Origin of the sequence: Halomonas sp. HL-93, from assembly GCF_900086985.1 — a bacterium.
GTDB lineage: Bacteria > Pseudomonadota > Gammaproteobacteria > Pseudomonadales > Halomonadaceae > Vreelandella.
On record NZ_LT593974.1, the window covers coordinates 1,451,843 to 1,469,483 of the forward strand.

Here is a 17,641-nt window from a genome sequence, read left to right on the forward strand (position 1 = left end):
TCAAGCAATGCCTCAGCATGCCATAATAGAACGGTCGATTGGCGTTGGTGAGATCAACGTTGTCCGCGCTTGAGTGCGCCTAGTAGCGCTTGCAGCGGGTGTTCAAGGGTTTGCGCGGAGTAGCGCTTGACCTGACTGCGGCACGAATAACCGGTGGCTAATAATTTGCCCGCGTTTTCGTCGGCGTCCACCTGCGGCTGCCAGGATTGAGCGTAAATGGTTCTGGAGGTGGCGGTATTACGGGTTTCATGGCCGTAAGTGCCGGACATGCCGCAGCAGCCGGTGCTGACCAGCTCAAGCTCCAGCCCGAAGGCCGCGAACACCTGTTGCCACGCCTTGGGGCTGCCCGGCGCGTTAGTGCTTTCGGTGCAGTGGGAAAGCAGCTTGAAGCCGGGGTCGTTCACCTTCAGCGGACGGGTGGCGAGGGTGTTAAGGCGAGTCGTCAGCCATTCCTGCAGCATCAGCACCTCTGGCACCGCCTCATTGCCCAGCGCTTTGACGTACTCCTGGCGGTAAGTCAGCGTCATCGCCGGGTCGATACCCACCAGAGGGATCTCAAAGTGTGCCAGCGTGCGCAGCCGTTCGGCCTGTTTCTGCGCCGTGCGTTCAAACGCCCCCAGGAAGCCCTGTACGTGCAGTGGCTTGCCGTTGGCGGAAAAAGGCATCACGAACACCCGCAGGTTGAGCCGCGACAGCAGCTCGACGATATCCATCACCAGTTTGGCTTCAAAGTGGCTGGTAAACGCATCTTGGACGATGATCACGCTGTTGGCGCGCTGCTGCTCGGTAAGCAGCGCAAGTGAGGTCGGCGTAGCCTCCGCCACACCCCAGGCGCGCAGCTTTTTCTTTAGGTTGGCGCGGGAAAGCGCTGGCGAGTCGCTAATGCCAATGCCTTTGCGCATCAGCTGTTCGACCCAGCGCTGGCCCATGACAGCGTTATACAGTGGGGCCAATCTGGCAAAGGTCGGCAGCATGAACTCGGTGCCACCGATCAGGTAATCACGCAGCGGGCGCAGGTAGCGGCCGTGGTAGAGCTCCAGAAACTGCGAGCGGAACTGCGGCACGTTGACCTTAACCGGGCACTGCCCCGCGCAGGACTTGCACGCCAGACAGCCCGCCATGGCATCGTAAACCTCGTGGGAGTAGTCGTGGTGCTGCTTGCGACTCAGCGAATTCGCCACCCGCAGCGGCAAGCTTTTGATAAAGCCCCAGCCGCCCTCGGCTTTTTTCTTGCGTGACTCCTCGACCACGTCGATCCCCGCTTGGGACTGCAGGCGCAGCCACTCGCGGATCAGGCTGGCGCGGCCTTTGGGGGAGTGGCGGCGATCGCGGGTGGCCTTCCATGATGGACACATGGGGTCGTCCACATCGTAGTTATAGCAGGCGCCATTACCGTTGCAGTACACCGCCGCGTCGTAGGCCTGCCAGGCCCGTTCGTCGATGGTGCGGTCAAGCTGGCCGCGCATCGGCACTTCGTCGATAGCCAGCAGCTCCGGGTCGTGCTCCCGGGCAATCAGCTCGCCCTTGTCTGATGGCGAGGCTATCTTGCCGGGGTTGAGCTGATTATAGGGGTCAAAGGCGGCTTTTACCCGTTGCAGACTTGGGTAGAGCTTGCCGAAAAATTTGGGGCCATACTCGGAGCGAACCCCCTTGCCGTGCTCGCCCCACAGCAGCCCCCCGTATTTCTGGGTGAGGGCGACTACCTCGTCGGAAATCTCCCGAATCAGCGCTTCCTGGGCGGGGTCTTTCATATCCAGCGCCGGGCGCACGTGGAGTACCCCTGCGTCCACGTGGCCGAACATACCGTAGGAGAGCCCGCGAGTATCCAGCGCGGCGCGAAACTCGGCAATATAATCGGCCAGGTGCTCGGGAGGCACGGCGGTATCTTCGACAAACGGCAGCGGGCGCTTTTCGCCCTGCACGTTGCCGAGCAACCCCACCGAGCGCTTACGCATGCCGTAGACTTTCTGAATCTGCGGGCGGCCTTCCGCCAGGGTATAGCCAAGCCGCTCGACCGTGGCGTCATGGCCTAGATGCTCGGTAAACACCCGAACGCGCTCGGCGAGGGCATCCGGGTCATCGTCGTTAAACTCTACCAGGTTGATGCCGCTGATCGGCGTATCGCCGGCCGGGAAAAATTCCGCCACGCTGTCCCAAACGAAGTCATCCATCGCCAGCTGCAGCACGGTGTCGTCGATGGTCTCGATGGACGTGGGGCGCGCACTGGAGGCCATTAGCGCTTTGGCATCGCGCAGGGCCTCCATAAAGCCTGGGTAGCGAACGTTCACCAAGGTTGAATGCTTGGGGATCGGCAGGACGTTGAGTACCGCTTCATTAAGGAATCCAAGCGAGCCTTCCGAGCCGCATAGCAAACTGTTCAGATTGAGCTGGCCGTCCTGTTCGCGCAGGTGGGCCAGGTCAAAGCCGGTCAGGCAGCGGTTGAGCGGTGGAAACGTCGCCTCAATCAGTTCGCGCTGCTGGTCGATAATTTCAGCAGCGGTGGTGTGCACGCGGCCAAGGATGCCGTCTTTCGCGCATTCAGCGGTTTCTTCTTCCGAGGACAGCGAGCGGCTGTGTAAGTGCTTGCCGCCCAGCAAAATCGTATCCAGTTCCAGCACGTGGTCACGGGTTTTGCCATACTCGCAGCTGCCCTGACCGCTGGCGTCGGTGGCAATCATGCCGCCAATGGTGGCGCGGTTGGAGGTGGAAAGCTCCGGGGCAAAAAACAGGCCGTGGGGTTTGAGCGCCGCGTTGAGCTGGTCTTTGACCACGCCCGCCTGAACGCGCACCCGGCGATGCTCGACGTCGATCTCGATAATCCGGTTCATGTGGCGTGAGACATCCACCACAATGCCGTCGGTCAGCGACTGGCCGTTGGTGCCGGTGCCGCCGCCCCGCGGGGTGAGCACGATATCGCGATGGGGGACTTCACCGGCCAGTTTGGCCAGCCGCTCCAGGTCCTCGGCGTGCCGGGGAAAGACCGCGGCCTGGGGTAGGCGCTGGTAAATCGAGTTATCCGTGGCCAGCACCGTGCGGTTGGCGTAGTCAGGGGCAATCTCGCCTTCGAAGCCGCGCGTTTTCAGCGCCTCAAGAAAGCGCACGTAATGGAAGCCCAGACGTTCAAATGGCGCGGTACGCGAATCCAGAGATGCAATCATAATTGAGCAAGCCGTCACTGCCGAAAGCGGAAGAAAATAAGACAGCTACTTTACCGCAGTGACTGACGACCTGCACCTGGATGGCGGCGTTATGCCTCGCCCAGCGCTTCCTTCACCAGCGCGGCAGATGATGCCGACATGGGCAGCGTTAACGCCAGTTCGTGGGCACGCGGAGACATTTTACGCCAGGTCATTTGCACAATGCGCACCATATGGTCGTGTTCGACCTTGCGCGAAAAATCGGCGAAGTAGTTTTCTAAAAACACCAGGCAGGCGCAGTCTTCCAACGCCTGTACTTCGGGGTCGCGCCCCAGGCCTTTCTTGCCGATCACCGCCGCGACGCGCTTGGCCTCCTCAATGCTGTAGCCTGCTTCCTGCATCAACTGGGCGGTGGTCTCGCCCGCACGCTTGCCCTGGTCGCGCCGCCAGGTTAAATAGCCCACCCGGCCTTTATCGTATTCCTCGCGGGGCACCTGCCAGCGCTGTAAATGCTGGGCACGCACCGCCAGTTGCAACAGCTCGCCGGGGGAGTCGTAAACGTGCGCCAGCCACTTGCTCATGCGCTGGGCGTAGGCCAGCTCCTGAGGAATGGCGGTGCCATCGTCAAGCGAGGTGGAACGCGGGTCTTGTGCGTGCAGCGCGTCAATGGCGTCTAGGGTTTGTTCAAAAGCGGAGGTCATGGCTGAGGTGCTCGGCTAAAGAGGGTGGTTAAACTGATATGGTCCTAGGTTGCCGAGAAACACTGAGAATCACAACTTCTGTAGGTAGGGAGATTATGGGGAACGTGGCTAGAGCAGACTAAGGATTGTTAAAAATCAGTCGCTTGGAAATTTCTGCTTTTGGTGAAGTACTCGCATGATATGAATTGAGGAATGATCGACCCAGTAGGCAATAATCATCGAAATCTCCGGGATGATAAGCAATCTGCCTGGAATGGCATCCCGCTGCACACCCATCAATGGCTGATCAAGTAGGCTTTCAGCTTTCGCCTCAATGATTTCGTCGGTTTTCTCAGCGGCGGCAGGATTGACCTCGTAAAGAAACTCGAAGATTTTTTCGCGGTCATTCAGAGCCTCTTCTTCCCATAAAATCATTGATTAGCTCGGCCTCGAATTTTGGCTTTGCGTTCAGCCATTTGTGATTTTGCGTTTTCGTGGTTGATGAAAGAAGCCTTTCCATCATCAAGCTTCTCAAAGGCTTGATTAATTTGATTGGTTAGCCATGCATCATGAGATAGCACCTTGCGTTGTTGCTCAGCTAATTGTTCGGTGAATTCGCGGCAGGCATCACTTAGCGTACGGCCTTGGCTCTCAGCCATTTGCTGGCTCAAGCGTTTTGTCTCTTCATCAATACGAAACTGTATTCTAGTATCCATGGTTAATCCCTATACTAATTTGCGTGCGTACAAATGTTAGCACAAAACAACTGACATGACGCGGGCTATTCCCTTTCCAAGTTCCCCTCGTAGGCACCCATAGCCCCTCACCGCGCTTTTGCCTACAATAGACGCCTTTGTCATCGGCGTTGTACGCCATGTTTTTACTGAATTCAGGCCAAGGGATACCTCATGCTCGATCCGAAACTGCTGCGCGGTGATCTTGATGCACTGGCGCAACAACTGGCCCGCCGAGGCTTTGTGTTGGATAAACAAGGGCTGCAGGCGCTAGAGTCGCGCCGCCGCGAACTGCAAACCCAAACCGAACAGCTACAGAGCGAGCGTAATACTCGCTCCAAGGCGATTGGTAAGGCAAAAGCCAACGGTGAGGATATCCAGCCGCTGCTGGATGAGGTCAGTGATTTGGGCGAGCGGCTGGATGCCGCGAAGCAGCAGCTGGCCGAGGTGCAGGAGGATTGGGATGATACGGTGAGCGGGATTCCCAACGTTCCCCATAAGAGCGTGCCAGAAGGTAAAAGTGAAGACGATAACGTTGAGCTACATCGCTGGGGCACGCCTCGCGCGTTTGATTTCGAGGTGCTGGATCACGTCGATCTGGGCAAGAAGTCGGGCTATCTCGATTTTGACCTGGCCTCGAAGCTGACCGGCGCTCGTTTTGCGGTGATGCGCGGGCCGATTGCTCGGCTGCACCGGGCACTGGCGCAGTTCATGCTGGATACCCAAACCCAGCAGCACGGCTATGAAGAGTGCTACGTGCCGTACATGGTCAACCGCGATTCGCTAATGGGCACCGGCCAGCTACCCAAGTTTGGCGAAGACTTGTTCAAGCTGGATGATGAACGTGAGTACCACCTGATTCCCACCTCGGAAGTGCCGCTGACTAATTTTGTGCGCGATGAGATTGTCGAGCAGGCGGCGCTGCCAATGAAGCTTACTGCCCATACGCCGTGTTTCCGCTCCGAGGCAGGCTCCCACGGGCGCGATACCCGCGGCATGATTCGCCAGCACCAGTTCGACAAGGTTGAGATGGTGCAGATCGTCGAGCCAGAACACAGCTACCAGGCGCTGGAGGACATGCGCGGCCATGCCGAGGCGATCCTGCAGGCGCTTGAGCTGCCGTATCGGGCAGTAACGCTATGCACTGGTGACATGGGCTTTGGCGCGGCCAAAACCTATGATTTGGAAGTCTGGCTGCCTAGTCAGGAAACCTACCGCGAGATTTCATCGATCTCCAACTGCGAGGACTTTCAAGCGCGGCGTATGCAGGCGCGCTACCGCCATCCTGACGCAAAAAAGCCCCAGCTGTTGCATACCTTGAACGGCTCGGGGCTGGCGGTAGGTCGCTGCCTGCTGGCGGTGCTGGAAAATCACCAGCAGGCGGATGGCTCGGTGGTTATTCCTGAGCCGCTGCGTCCGTATCTTGGTGGTCTGACTCAGTTGGCCCTTTAAGCGTCCACTCTACGTTAACGCCCGCTTCAATGCGGATGGTCCCAGGGCGGTATTCGCTGCTGGGGCCTTTGGCATCGGCGCTGTCGCTGCTTTCCGCACGCATCGACATCATGCGGGGCTGGAAGATGGGCGACTGGGTTTCTTCGATGCGCTGGACATGGCCCAGGTCGGCATCCAGCGTGTCAGCCATTAACTCGGCTTTATGCCGGGCTTTTTCAAGCGCTTTGACCATTGCTTCGTCGGTGGCGGCGTCACGGTCTTGCAGGTCGAACTGCACGCCGTCAAGGGCGTTCACGCCTGCGCCCATCAATGCGTCTAGTACGTCACCAAGCTGGTCCAGGTCCGTCAATTCAACAGTGACAGGGCGCTCCAGTCGCGTGCGTTGCAGCGTTTCACCGTCGCCGTTGTCGGAGCGGGGGGCTTGTACTTGCTCTGGGTAAATGTTCAAGGAACCGGCACTAATCGCATCACGCTCAAGGCCGCTGTCTTCCATGCTGTTAATCAGCTCGCTGGCCCGGCGTTCTAGACGCTCCCTTGCAGCGGTTAATTCGTCACTATCGGTGTCTTCGAGGTTGGACAGTGCAGGTGTCTTTTCCCATAGGCGGGCACTGAGAGTCGCTTTGTCGGGTGCCACCTCAACCGATGATTGGGCTTGTACATGCAGGCTCGGTGGGGAAGGTGCGGCTTGAGCCAGCGGAATGCTAATCAGGGTGAATAGAGCGCCGGCGGCGAGGCTATGGCGTAGTCGTGCTTTAGAAAGAAAGTGTGGTTTCATTGGTAAACATCCCTTTATAGCCTCGTGCTAAGGCACATGGCGGAGTAGGTCTAGTAAGGCTAGACTCTGCTTGGAATGTAGCCTGCTTAACAAAGTTCAGCCGTATCATTGTGGTACGCAACAATTGCTAAATGTTTGCACGCTTGGTGCTACATCACCGTTGTCGCTTAAATGAGGCGATAACATCGCTTAGGGATGGAGGGGTATGTCGAAGTTATCGGAAGAGGATTATCGTAGCATTCCATTGCATGCCACTCTGGCGCTGGCCGCCCTGGTGGTTATTATGGCGGGCATGAAACTGGGGGCTGATCTGTTGGTGCCGCTTCTGCTTGCCATCTTCATCGCTGTGGTGTGTACGTCGCCGGTGCACTGGCTACACCGTTGCGGGCTGAGCTTACGGATGTCGGTATTTCTCACCTTGATTTTCATGTTGGTGTTTTTGTCGCTTATTGGCCTGCTGGTAGTGAACAGCTTCAGTACCTTTATCCAGGCCCTCCCCGATATTGAAACGCGCCTCTACGAGCATTATTGGGACGTATTGAACGCACTTGCCTCGCGCGGCCTGGCGATTGACCCCGACCGACTGAGCTCAATGCTGGACATGGATGAAGAGGGCTCTTGGGTACCTCCGTTGTTGGGTGAGCTTGGTAACTTATTTATGCAGAGCGCAATTGTGGCGTTGCTAGTCATCTTTTTGTTGTTCGAAACGCTCAATTTTCGCGATAAAGTATCGCTTGCGTTGGAAAATCCCGCGCCGAGCTTGATGCGTTTTAGTGAGTTTAGCCTGACGTTGAAGCGCTATCTCGCTGTTAAGACGGTGATTAGCTTAGCCACCGGTATTTTGGTTTGGCTTTCATGCTTGATTGTGGGTGTTGAGTTCCCCTTGCTTTGGGGGGTGTTGGCTTTCGCGCTCAACTTTATTCCCAATATTGGTTCCGCTATTGCCGCGGTTCCGCCGGTGTTATTGCTGCTGGTCGCCCAGGATGGCGGTGCCTGGCAGGCGTTACTGCTGGCAACGGCTTACCTGGTCATTAACTTTGTGCTTGGGAATCTGATCGAGCCGCGTGTGATGGGGCAGGCACTGGGGCTTTCCACCTTTGTGGCGTTTTTATCGCTGATAGTATGGGGGTGGATTTTCGGTGCGGCGGGAATGCTGCTTTCGGTTGTGCTGACCATGACGCTTAAGATTGCTCTGGATAGCCATCCGCAAACTCGCTGGATTGCTCATTTGCTAGGCCCTGGGCGGCGGCGTGGGGGAGTTACGGAGGGCAGGGATGCACGACGTCCACCGTGGCTAAGACGTCACTGAATTGAAACGTAATAACCGCCGACTGATGTCGGCGGTTTTTGCTGCTTTACGCGTTCTGGTCAATAAACTGGGTTAGCTGCGATTTGGACTGTGCACCCACTAGCGAAGCTACCTTAGTGCCCGCTTTAAACAGCATGACGGTAGGCACGCCGCGGACGCCTTGCTCCGCCGCAATTTCAGGCGCGTCGTCAACGTTTACACTGACCACTTTAAGATTGTCACCGCGATCGGCAGCGACTTCATCGACCACCGGGGCCATGACTTTGCAGGGGCCACACCAGGGGGCCCAGAATTTCAGCAGGACTGGCTGTTCGGCGTTGAGGACTTCCTGCTCAAAATTGGCGTTAGTGACATCAACATTAGTAGCCATTTGTTTCTCCCGTTTGCGTTGCTCTTGCTGTTTCGTTGCCTCAAATGGAGCAACGGTCATTACGCGATTGCGTAGCGCATTTCACCGCGTCAAGTCGGCAAATGTTAGCGGGCGAAGCGGGGCGTGGCAAATACGATCTTCACCAAATCGATAAAATAGTAAAAAGTAATAGGTGCTGATAAAGCTGTTTTTTTATACTATAAAGGCATTATAGCACTTTTTTTTATTCTAATAATGCCGTGCGGCTGTGTGAGCTAGGTGCCAAAGCCAGCGCAGTGGCGTTCCCACGCAATCATCCGCGCATTGACCGGTTAGGTGACATTATGAAACTGCAGCAGCTTCGCTACATTTGGGAAGTTAATCGGCACAACTTGAACGTTTCGGCCACCGCGCAAAGCCTGTTTACTTCGCAACCTGGTATCTCCAAACAAATCCGCTTATTGGAAGATGAGCTGGGCGTCGAAATTTTTGCCCGTAGTGGTAAGCATCTCACTCGAGTGACGCCTGCAGGCCAATCGATTATTGATCTGGCCGGCCAAGTGTTGCGGTTAACCGAGAACATCAAGCACGTTGCTCAAGAGCATAGCGACGAGCGGCGGGGGAGTCTGGCGATTGCGACCACTCACACCCAGGCGCGCTACGCGCTACCGCCGATTATCAGCGCTTTTACTCAGAAGTATCCCGATGTGGCGTTGCACATGCAGCAGGGCACGCCCAAGCAAATCGCCCAAATGGTCAGCGAAGGACAGGCAGATTTTGCCATTGCCACTGAATCGCTTGAGCTGTTTACCGACCTGATTTTGCTGCCTTGCTATCGCTGGAACCGCTGTGTATTGGTGCCCAAAGACCACCCGCTGGCCAAGCTTGACGCCCCCTTAACCCTGGAGGCGCTGGCGGAGCATCCGATAGTCACTTACGTATTTGGTTTTACCGGACGCTCTCAGTTGGACGATGCCTTCAAAGCAAAAGGGCTAACACCCAATGTGGTGTTAACCGCGGCAGACGCCGATGTGATCAAAACCTATGTGCGGCTGGGTATGGGCGTGGGCATTGTGGCGCATATGGCCGTCGACCCTACCTTGGATGATGATCTGGTCGCTCTGGATGCCCGGCATTTGTTCGCAAGCTCAACGACCAAAATCGGCATACGCCGAGGTACCTTCATGCGCGGCTATATGTACGATTTTCTAACCCGCTTTGCGCCCCATCTCACCCGGGAACGGGTGGAAGAGGCGCTAACCGCAGGCCCGCGCCATGAACAAATGCTATTTGATGAAGTGGACCTACCGGACTACTAAGCGCTAAAAAGCGGGTCTAGTGCTGTAAATGCAGCCCGCACTCGCGTTTTTCCTCGACCTTGGTGGGGTCAAAGTAGTCGAAGTTGTTGGGCAGGTCGTGGGCTTGAAGATATTGATACATGTCCTTGGCGCTCCACTGCAGCAGCGGGGCGACTTTCAGTAGCCCGTCACTGTTACGGCTTACCGGCTGCATCCTAGCGCGTTCTGGGGTGTCTTCTGCGCGTAGAGCAGTGAACCACACGTCCGGCTGCATTTCCCGCAGGGCGCGCTCGAAGGGTTCGATTTTTACCTCCTGGGTAAAGGCATCGTGGCGCGGATCATCAATCCCCGGCATAGGGCCTTCCAGCGCTTCGCGATGAGCGCGCGTTCGTTTGGGCAAGAAGCTTACGATGTTGAGATTAAGTCGCTTGATGACCTCATCGGCAAACTGGTAAGTGGCCTCGGTGTTGTAGCCGCTGTCCATCCATACAATGGGGATGTCGGGGCGTACCTGGGTCACCATATGTAGAATCACCGCTTCAAACGGGCGGAAGTTGGTGGTGCAAATCGGCCGTTCGCCCTGACGTAGCGCCCACTCGATTAATCCTTGGGGATCGTTAGCGAAGTCGCGGTTGATGGTATCTAGCGCTGAGGACATGCTGCCTCCTTAATCATTAAAGAAATGTTTTGACTAGGCTATCAAAAGGCAGGCGGTTAGCCCCAATACCGTTTGGTTTGGGTTTTATATTCCTTTTTGATTTAAATATTGCCCTTTCTTATTCCAATGCGCCTATCAGATGGCGGATTTTATCCTGTGTTTCGGTGTATTCCTCGTCGACTTGGGAGTCGGCTACAAGGCCTCCTCCTCCCCACACGTGAAGCTTGCCCGCATCCGCTACCATGGTGCGGATAGCGATAGAGGTGTCCATGCTTCCCCGCACGTCGACATAGCCAAGGCTGCCGCAGTAAACACTGCGCTGGCAGGGTTCTAACTCATCGATGATCTGCATGGCGCGAATTTTGGGTGCGCCGGTAATCGAACCGCCAGGAAACGCAGCAGCCAGCAGCGCGAGTGCTGCACGTGGGTCGGGAAGCTTGCCCTGGATGACGCTCACCAAGTGGTGAACATTAGGGTAGCTTTCTAAATGACATAGCTGGGGGACCTGTATGGTGCCGGGCAGACAGATACGGCCGAGGTCATTGCGTAACAGATCCACAATCATGACGTTTTCAGCGCGGTCTTTGCGACTGTTAAGCAACTCTTCGGCGAGCGCGCGGTCCGCCTCGGGAGTTTTCCCGCGGGGGCGGGTTCCTTTAATAGGTCGGGTTTCTACTTGCCCTTCATGGCAGCGGATAAAGCGTTCGGGCGAGAGTGATAGCACGGCTTTGTCATGCCACGCCATAAACCCTGAAAAGGGCGTTGGCGTTGCATGGCGCAAACGCAGGTAGGCTTGCCACTCATCTCCTTGATACGGTGCCGAGAAGCGTTGGGCCAGGTTGATCTGGTAACAGTCGCCCGCGCGGATATAGTCTTGCACGGCATGAAAACGTCGGTGGTAATCAGCGCGACTGAGTTCCGCCTGAAAAGAGGCAGTCAGGCAAAAGGGCGTAGCGACTGGCACCGAGTGGCCAAGCCAACGCATGACCTGAGCACGGCGCTCATCGCTTGCGACCAGCCACGCCTGTTGGGTGTGATGATCGAAGGTAATGCACCAGTCGTACAGGCCAATTCGGGCTTGTGGCAGGGTAGTGACGCAAGGTTGTTGGCTGGCAATGGATTGCTGTTCACGGCCCAGGTCGTAACTCCAGTAACCGATCAACCCGCCTGCAAAGGGAAGCTCTCCCATTTCCTGTGAAGGAATAGGAAGTTGTTCAAGAAGCCACTGCTGGGGAGCAAATGCATCTGGCCAGTCGCTGGGTACATCGAATTGATCAGACGTGACCCGTGAGTGACCGTTGACATCAATCTCAAGCATCGCCAGTGGGTCACTGCTCATGATATCGAACCGGCCGTTGGCCACCGGACGCCCGCTATCAAGCAACACCGCCCCAGGGCGTTGGCGTAGTGCTGCGAACGTCGTCAATGGATCGGGTAGATAGGGCAGTGCCGTCAGTGTTATCGCCGATGTCATGAAGCAAACGCCTAGCCAAGTGGGGCAAGGTATTTTAGAGGGCGTTAAACAAGGACACCAGTTTATCTTCTAGACGGCTTTTTCACGTTATTAGCATGATTTAAAAAAATGCCATTGGTGGTTTTGCGCTTTTCGATAGATTGTTGACATTGAAAGGCGTTATTGGCCTAAGTCGTACGACAAAAGACTTACTTGCTCGAACGATAAGCAAGGTTGACGGTGGTTTTGTGGAGGGCTAAAGTTGGCCTACCATTTAATTGTCGACAATTTGCCATGACGTTATCAGCTGTGACTACAAACAAAGATTCATCTGGTCATGAGGTGACTTCTTCGGAAGTGCGCACGCTTGCGGAGCGGGTTTTCCAGCAACTCCAGGATGCCATTGTTCGCGGTGAGCTCGCCCCAGGCAGCAAAATTACCGAGCCAGGTTTATCAAAAACTTACGGTATTTCACGCGGGCCGTTGCGTGAAGCGATGCGCCGCTTGGAAGCCCACCGCTTAATCGAGCGGGTCCCCCATGTCGGGGCGCGGGTTGTCAAACTCTCAATGAAAGAGCTGATTGAGCTGTTTGACGTGCGTGAGGCGCTGGAAAGTATGGCGGCCCGTCTTGCTGCCGAGCATATGTCGCCGGAAGAGGTGCAAGGCTTGCGGGATGTACTGGCGCTGCATGAAGGTCAGGCGGATTTAAAGCGTGGCGAAGCCTATTATCAGCGCGAAGGCGATCTCGACTTTCACTACTGTATCGTGCAGGGCAGCCATAACAAGATGCTGATGAACCTGCTGTGCGACGATCTTTACTACCTCGTGCGTCTTTATCGCACCCAGTTTAGCGCCAGTGGCACGCGCCCCCAGCGGGCCTTTGTGGAACATCACCGCATTGTCGATGCCATTGAAGCCGGCGACGCTGAGCTTGCCGAATTGTTAATGCGCCGCCATGTGAGCGCTTCCCGCGCCAATGTCGCTGACCGTTATGCCGCCATTCTTGAACAACAATCATCGACACCCGCGGATTAAAACGCCGCTTGCCCGTGTCGGATTAAACAGGAGTCTACGCCCATGTCTCATGCAACCTTGTCAGGTTTAACACCCGGTGCACGCTTTCGGGCGGCGCTGGAGGCGAATCGGCCGTTGCCAATCCTTGGCACTATTAATGCCTATACCGCGATGATGGCCGAGCGGGTAGGCCACCAGGCAATTTACTTGTCTGGTGGCGGTGTGGCTAACGCCTCTTTTGGGCTGCCGGACCTTGGCATGACTACCATGAACGACGTGGTGGAAGACGCCCATCGTATTTGCGGCTCTACCGATGTGCCACTGCTGGTAGATATCGACACCGGCTGGGGCGGCGCCTTTAACATCGCTCGCACCGTCAAGGAAATGCAGCGTGCAGGCGTGGCGGCGGTGCATCTGGAAGATCAGATCGCCCAGAAGCGCTGCGGACATCGCCCCAATAAGGCCATTGTCTCCCAGCAGGAAATGGTCGATCGCATCAAAGCCGCCGCCGATGCCAAGCTCGACCCGGATTTTTATCTGATTGCGCGTACCGATGCTTTCCAGAAAGAGGGGCTGGACGCCGCGATTGAACGTGCCAATGCCTGCGTGGACGCGGGTGCCGATGCCATCTTCGCCGAAGCGGTGCATACGCTGGATGACTACCGGGCGTTTTGCGAGCGTGTCAATGCACCGATTCTTGCCAATATTACCGAGTTTGGCGCCACGCCGCTGTTCACCCAGCAGGAACTGGGTGAGGTGGGCTGCCGGATGGTGCTATATCCGCTATCCGCCTTCCGGGCCATGAACGCTGCCGCGCTTCACGTCTATCAAAGCATTATGGATAACGGCCACCAGAAAGACGTTGTGGGCACTATGCAGACCCGTGATGAGCTTTACGACTTTTTGAATTACCACGACTTCGAACAAAAGCTCGATGCGCTATTTGCCGAGCAGAAAGACACTTAATAATTTACAACCTATAAAAGACACGCTAGCAGGAGACACAATATGGCTGATAAACCGCAAAATAGTGCAGGACTCCGTGGCCAGAGCGCGGGTTCCACTGCGCTGTGTACCGTAGGAAAAACCGGCTCAGGGCTAACCTACCGTGGCTTTGATATCAAAGAGCTGGCCGAGAAAGCCAAGTTTGAAGAAGTGGCCTACCTGCTGTTGAAGGGCAAACTGCCCAACCAAGCCGAGCTGGATGACTACATCGCCAAGCTGAAAAGCCTGCGCGGTTTGCCCAGCGCCTTGAAAACCGTGCTGGAAGAGATTCCCAAAGACGCCCATCCCATGGATGTGATGCGGACCGGCACCTCGATGCTGGGCAATCTGGAAACCGAGGAAAGCTTTGGTGAGCAGGATGACGTTGCCGATCGACTACTCGCCGTACTGCCGTCGATTATCTGCTACTGGTACCGTTTCACCCACGATGGCGTGCGTATCAAGACCGAGACTGACGATGCCTCGGTGGGCGGTCATTTTCTGCATATGCTGCGCGATAAACCAGCGTCTGAATTGCATGCCCGGGTGATGAACGTATCGCTGATTCTTTACGCTGAGCACGAGTTTAACGCTTCTACGTTTACCGCCCGTGTCTGTGCCTCGACCCTTTCCGACATGCATTCCTGCGTGACCGGAGCGATTGGCACGCTGCGTGGACCGCTGCACGGCGGCGCCAATGAAGCGGCGATGGCGATGATTGAAAACTGGTCGTCACCGGAAGAAGCCGAGCGTGAAATGCTCGGCATGCTCGAGCGCAAAGAGAAAATCATGGGCTTCGGTCACGCTATCTATCGTGAGTCTGACCCGCGTAACGCGATCATCAAGCATTGGTCGAAAAAACTCGCCGACGATGTAGGCGATACGGTGTTGTATCCCGTATCGGAGCGCTGTGAAGAGGTCATGTGGCGCGAGAAGAAGCTGTTCTGCAACGCTGACTTCTTCCATGCCAGCGCCTACCACTTCATGGATATCCCCACCAAGCTGTTTACGCCGATTTTCGTGATGTCGCGTTTGACGGGCTGGGCCGCGCACGTGTTTGAGCAGCGTGCCAATAACCGCATTATTCGTCCCAGTGCCGATTACACCGGCCCTGAAAAGAGCGAATGGGTGCCCATTGAAGCGCGCGACTGAGTGAGAGTGACCATGAATACTGATTATCGCAAGCCGCTACCGGGTGTGACGGTCGATGGTGGCGCCATCGATTATTTTGATACCTACCAGGCTGTCGAGGATATCCAGCCCGGCGCTCACGCTACGCTGCCCTTTACGTCGCGGGTATTGGCGGAGCAACTGGTGCGCCGCTGCGCCCCGGCGCAACTGACCGACGCGCTCAAGCAACTGATTGAGCGCAAGCGCGACCTGGACTTTCCTTGGTATCCGGCGCGGGTGGTCTGCCACGATATTCTGGGCCAAACCGCGCTGGTTGACTTAGCGGGCCTGCGCGATGCGATTGCCGATAAAGGCGGCGACCCGGCGAAGGTCAACCCGGTGGTGCCCACCCAACTGATTGTCGATCACTCTTTGGCGGTCGAGCACGCAGGGTCAGAAGAGGGCGCCTTTGAGAAAAACCGCGTCATTGAAGATCGTCGTAATGATGATCGCTTTCACTTCATCAACTGGACGAAAGTGGCCTTCGAGAACGTCGATGTAATCCCGCCGGGCAACGGCATCATGCACCAGATCAATCTGGAAAAGATGTCCCCCGTGGTACAAGTCCAGCAGGGCGTGGCGTTTCCCGATACCTGTGTAGGCACCGACAGTCACACGCCGATGACCGATGCCCTGGGGGTAATTTCGGTGGGCGTGGGCGGCCTAGAGGCGGAGAGCGTGATGCTGGGTCGAGCTTCGATGATGCGCCTGCCGGATATCGTCGGCGTGGAACTTACCGGCAAACTACAGCCGGGCATTACCGGTACCGATATGGTGCTGGCGATTACCGAGTTTTTACGCAAGGAGCGTGTGGTCGGCGCCTACCTGGAGTTTTACGGTGAAGGTGCCGATGCGCTAACCGTGGGCGACCGCGCAACGATCTCCAACATGACGCCAGAGTACGGCGCCACGGCAGCGATGTTTTATATCGATAGCCAAACCATCGACTATCTCAAGCTCACCGGTCGCGAAGACGAGCAGGTGGCGTTGGTTGAAGCCTATGCCAAGCATACTGGCTTGTGGGCCGATAGCCTGACCACGGCCGAGTACGAGCGGGTGCTGACGTTTGATCTGTCAAGCGTAACGCGCACCCTGGCCGGGCCATCCAACCCCCACGCCCACTTACCCACTTCAGAGCTTGCCAAAAACGGTATCGCGGGGGATATGGATAAAGCCCGAGCAGAAGAGAAAGCTGGCCGGATGCCCGACGGCGCGGTGATTATCGCCGCCATCACCAGCTGCACCAATACCTCCAACCCGCGCAATATGGTGGCGGCGGGGTTGATTGCCCGTAACGCCAACAGGCTGGGTTTAACCCGCAAACCTTGGGTCAAGTCCTCGCTGGCGCCTGGCTCAAAAACCGTCAAGATGTATCTGGAAGAAGCTGGCTTGATGGGCGAGCTGGAAGACCTGGGCTTTGGCGTGGTGGCCTACGCGTGCACCACCTGCAATGGCATGTCCGGTGCGCTGGAGCCGAAGATTCAGGAAGAGATAATCGAGCGCGATTTATACGCTACGGCGGTGTTGTCGGGTAACCGCAACTTCGACGGGCGTATTCACCCCCACGCCAAGCAGGCGTTTCTGGCCTCGCCACCGCTGGTGGTGGCTTACGCCATTGCCGGTACGATCCGCTTTGATATCGAAAAGGATATTTTAGGGCACGATGCCCAGGGCAACCCGGTCACTTTGAAAGATATATGGCCTGACGACAGCGAGATCGACGCGATTGTGAAATCGTCGGTAAAACCCGAGCAGTTTCGCGATACCTATATCCCGATGTTCGACCTGCAGAAGGCGGCGCGAACCCTGGTTAGCCCACTGTATGAGTGGCGCCCCCAGAGCACCTATATTCGTCGCCCGCCCTACTGGGAAGGCAATATGGCTAAAGAGCGCGGTTTGAAGGGTATGCGCCCGCTGGCGATTCTGCCGGACAACATCACCACTGATCACCTTTCGCCTTCTAACGCGATTCAGTTGAATAGCGCGGCGGGAGAATATCTGGACAAGATGGGCCTGCCCGAGGAGGACTTTAACTCCTACGCCACCCACCGGGGCGACCATTTAACCGCCCAGCGCGCTACGTTGGCCAATCCTAAGTTGTTTAACGAAATGGTCCACGACGAGCAGGGCAAGGTGGTGCAAGGGTCGCTGGCCCGCGTTGAGCCCGAGGGTAAGGTCACGCGGATGTGGGAGGCAATCGAAACCTACATGGCCCGCAAGCAGCCGTTGATCATTATCGCCGGTGCCGACTACGGTCAAGGGTCCTCTCGTGACTGGGCGGCCAAAGGCGTTGCGCTGGCCGGGGTCGAAACCATTGTGGCCGAAGGCTTCGAGCGTATTCACCGCACCAATTTGATCGGCATGGGCGTGATGCCGCTGCAGTTCGAAGAGGGTACAACGCGGCACACATTGGCGTTGGACGGCACCGAAATTTACGATGTAGAGGGGGCGCCGCAGCCGGGGGCCAAGCTCACGCTGGTAATCCATCGCCAAAGTGGTAGTGCCGAGCGTGTGCCGGTGATTTGTCGTCTGGATACCGCCGAGGAGGTGTCGATTTACACCGCCGGCGGTGTGTTGCAGCGGTTCGCCCAGGACTTTCTTGAATCCACCGCTGCCTAGCTGGAGATA

15 protein-coding genes are annotated in these 17,641 nt (G+C 56.7%); 7 read left to right on the forward strand and 8 right to left on the reverse strand.

Annotated features, from left to right (window positions below; translation table 11 throughout):
• Positions 1-53: 53 nt before the first annotated feature.
• From ydiJ to GA0071314_RS06585, 4 genes are all read right to left on the reverse strand, one after another.
• Positions 54-3,158, reverse strand: coding sequence for a D-2-hydroxyglutarate dehydrogenase YdiJ (ydiJ, locus tag GA0071314_RS06570; RefSeq protein ID WP_074395899.1), 3,105 nt, complete (start codon positions 3,156-3,158; stop codon positions 54-56).
• Between the two features lie 89 nt (positions 3,159-3,247).
• Positions 3,248-3,838 (reverse strand): DUF4202 domain-containing protein, encoded by a 591-nt coding sequence (locus GA0071314_RS06575; protein WP_074395900.1) that lies wholly within the window; start codon positions 3,836-3,838, stop codon positions 3,248-3,250.
• Between the two features lie 135 nt (positions 3,839-3,973).
• On the reverse strand, positions 3,974-4,252 hold the full coding sequence (locus GA0071314_RS06580; RefSeq protein WP_074395901.1) for a type II toxin-antitoxin system RelE/ParE family toxin: 279 nt from the start codon (positions 4,250-4,252) through the stop codon (positions 3,974-3,976).
• Positions 4,249-4,533: a type II toxin-antitoxin system RelB/DinJ family antitoxin gene (locus GA0071314_RS06585; RefSeq protein WP_074395902.1), complete on the reverse strand. Its 285-nt coding sequence runs from the start codon at positions 4,531-4,533 to the stop codon at positions 4,249-4,251. Before GA0071314_RS06585 ends, GA0071314_RS06580 begins: the two co-directional genes overlap by 4 nt.
• A 192-nt stretch (positions 4,534-4,725) precedes the next feature.
• Here GA0071314_RS06585 and serS point away from each other — a divergent pair, with 192 nt between their 5' ends.
• On the forward strand, positions 4,726-6,003 hold the full coding sequence (gene serS / locus GA0071314_RS06590) for a serine--tRNA ligase (protein ID WP_074395903.1): 1,278 nt from the start codon (positions 4,726-4,728) through the stop codon (positions 6,001-6,003).
• Here the strand turns inward: serS and GA0071314_RS06595 are convergent.
• Positions 5,948-6,778, reverse strand: coding sequence for an SIMPL domain-containing protein (locus GA0071314_RS06595; protein ID WP_074395904.1), 831 nt, complete (start codon positions 6,776-6,778; stop codon positions 5,948-5,950). The two genes, serS and GA0071314_RS06595, sit on opposite strands and share 56 nt — an antisense overlap.
• Positions 6,779-6,983: 205 nt before the next feature.
• Between GA0071314_RS06595 and GA0071314_RS06600 the strand changes: the two genes are divergently transcribed.
• A complete protein-coding gene (locus tag GA0071314_RS06600) occupies positions 6,984-8,087 on the forward strand; it encodes an AI-2E family transporter (protein WP_074395905.1) in 1,104 nt (367 codons plus the stop codon).
• A 46-nt stretch (positions 8,088-8,133) separates the two neighbouring features.
• On the opposite strand, the gene trxA is transcribed toward GA0071314_RS06600, so the two are convergent.
• Entirely contained in the window at positions 8,134-8,457 is a 324-nt protein-coding gene (trxA, locus tag GA0071314_RS06605; protein WP_074395906.1) for a thioredoxin, read from the reverse strand.
• A 323-nt stretch (positions 8,458-8,780) separates the two neighbouring features.
• Between trxA and cysB the strand changes: the two genes are divergently transcribed.
• Positions 8,781-9,755 (forward strand): HTH-type transcriptional regulator CysB, encoded by a 975-nt coding sequence (cysB, locus tag GA0071314_RS06610; RefSeq protein ID WP_074398456.1) that lies wholly within the window; start codon positions 8,781-8,783, stop codon positions 9,753-9,755.
• Between the two features lie 16 nt (positions 9,756-9,771).
• Here cysB and GA0071314_RS06615 read toward each other — a convergent pair whose 3' ends face one another.
• Positions 9,772-10,392, reverse strand: a complete 621-nt coding sequence (locus tag GA0071314_RS06615) for a phosphoadenosine phosphosulfate reductase domain-containing protein (RefSeq protein WP_074395907.1) — start codon at positions 10,390-10,392, stop codon at positions 9,772-9,774.
• Between the two features lie 118 nt (positions 10,393-10,510).
• The gene (pabB, locus tag GA0071314_RS06620; protein WP_074395908.1) at positions 10,511-11,866 is read right to left on the reverse strand and encodes an aminodeoxychorismate synthase component I; all 1,356 of its coding nucleotides are present in this window, start codon (positions 11,864-11,866) and stop codon (positions 10,511-10,513) included.
• Between the two features lie 273 nt (positions 11,867-12,139).
• Here pabB and GA0071314_RS06625 point away from each other — a divergent pair, with 273 nt between their 5' ends.
• Genes GA0071314_RS06625 through acnD form a run of 4 tightly spaced genes read left to right on the forward strand, consistent with a single transcriptional unit; the run spans position 12,140 to position 17,632 of the window.
• The gene (locus tag GA0071314_RS06625; protein WP_074395909.1) at positions 12,140-12,880 is read left to right on the forward strand and encodes a GntR family transcriptional regulator; all 741 of its coding nucleotides are present in this window, start codon (positions 12,140-12,142) and stop codon (positions 12,878-12,880) included.
• Between the two features lie 57 nt (positions 12,881-12,937).
• A complete protein-coding gene (gene prpB, locus GA0071314_RS06630) occupies positions 12,938-13,825 on the forward strand; it encodes a methylisocitrate lyase (protein WP_172822130.1) in 888 nt (295 codons plus the stop codon).
• A 42-nt stretch (positions 13,826-13,867) separates the two neighbouring features.
• Entirely contained in the window at positions 13,868-14,995 is a 1,128-nt protein-coding gene (prpC, locus tag GA0071314_RS06635; RefSeq protein WP_074395911.1) for a bifunctional 2-methylcitrate synthase/citrate synthase, read from the forward strand.
• Between the two features lie 12 nt (positions 14,996-15,007).
• Entirely contained in the window at positions 15,008-17,632 is a 2,625-nt protein-coding gene (gene acnD / locus GA0071314_RS06640) for a Fe/S-dependent 2-methylisocitrate dehydratase AcnD (protein ID WP_074395912.1), read from the forward strand.
• Positions 17,633-17,641 lie beyond the last annotated feature (9 nt).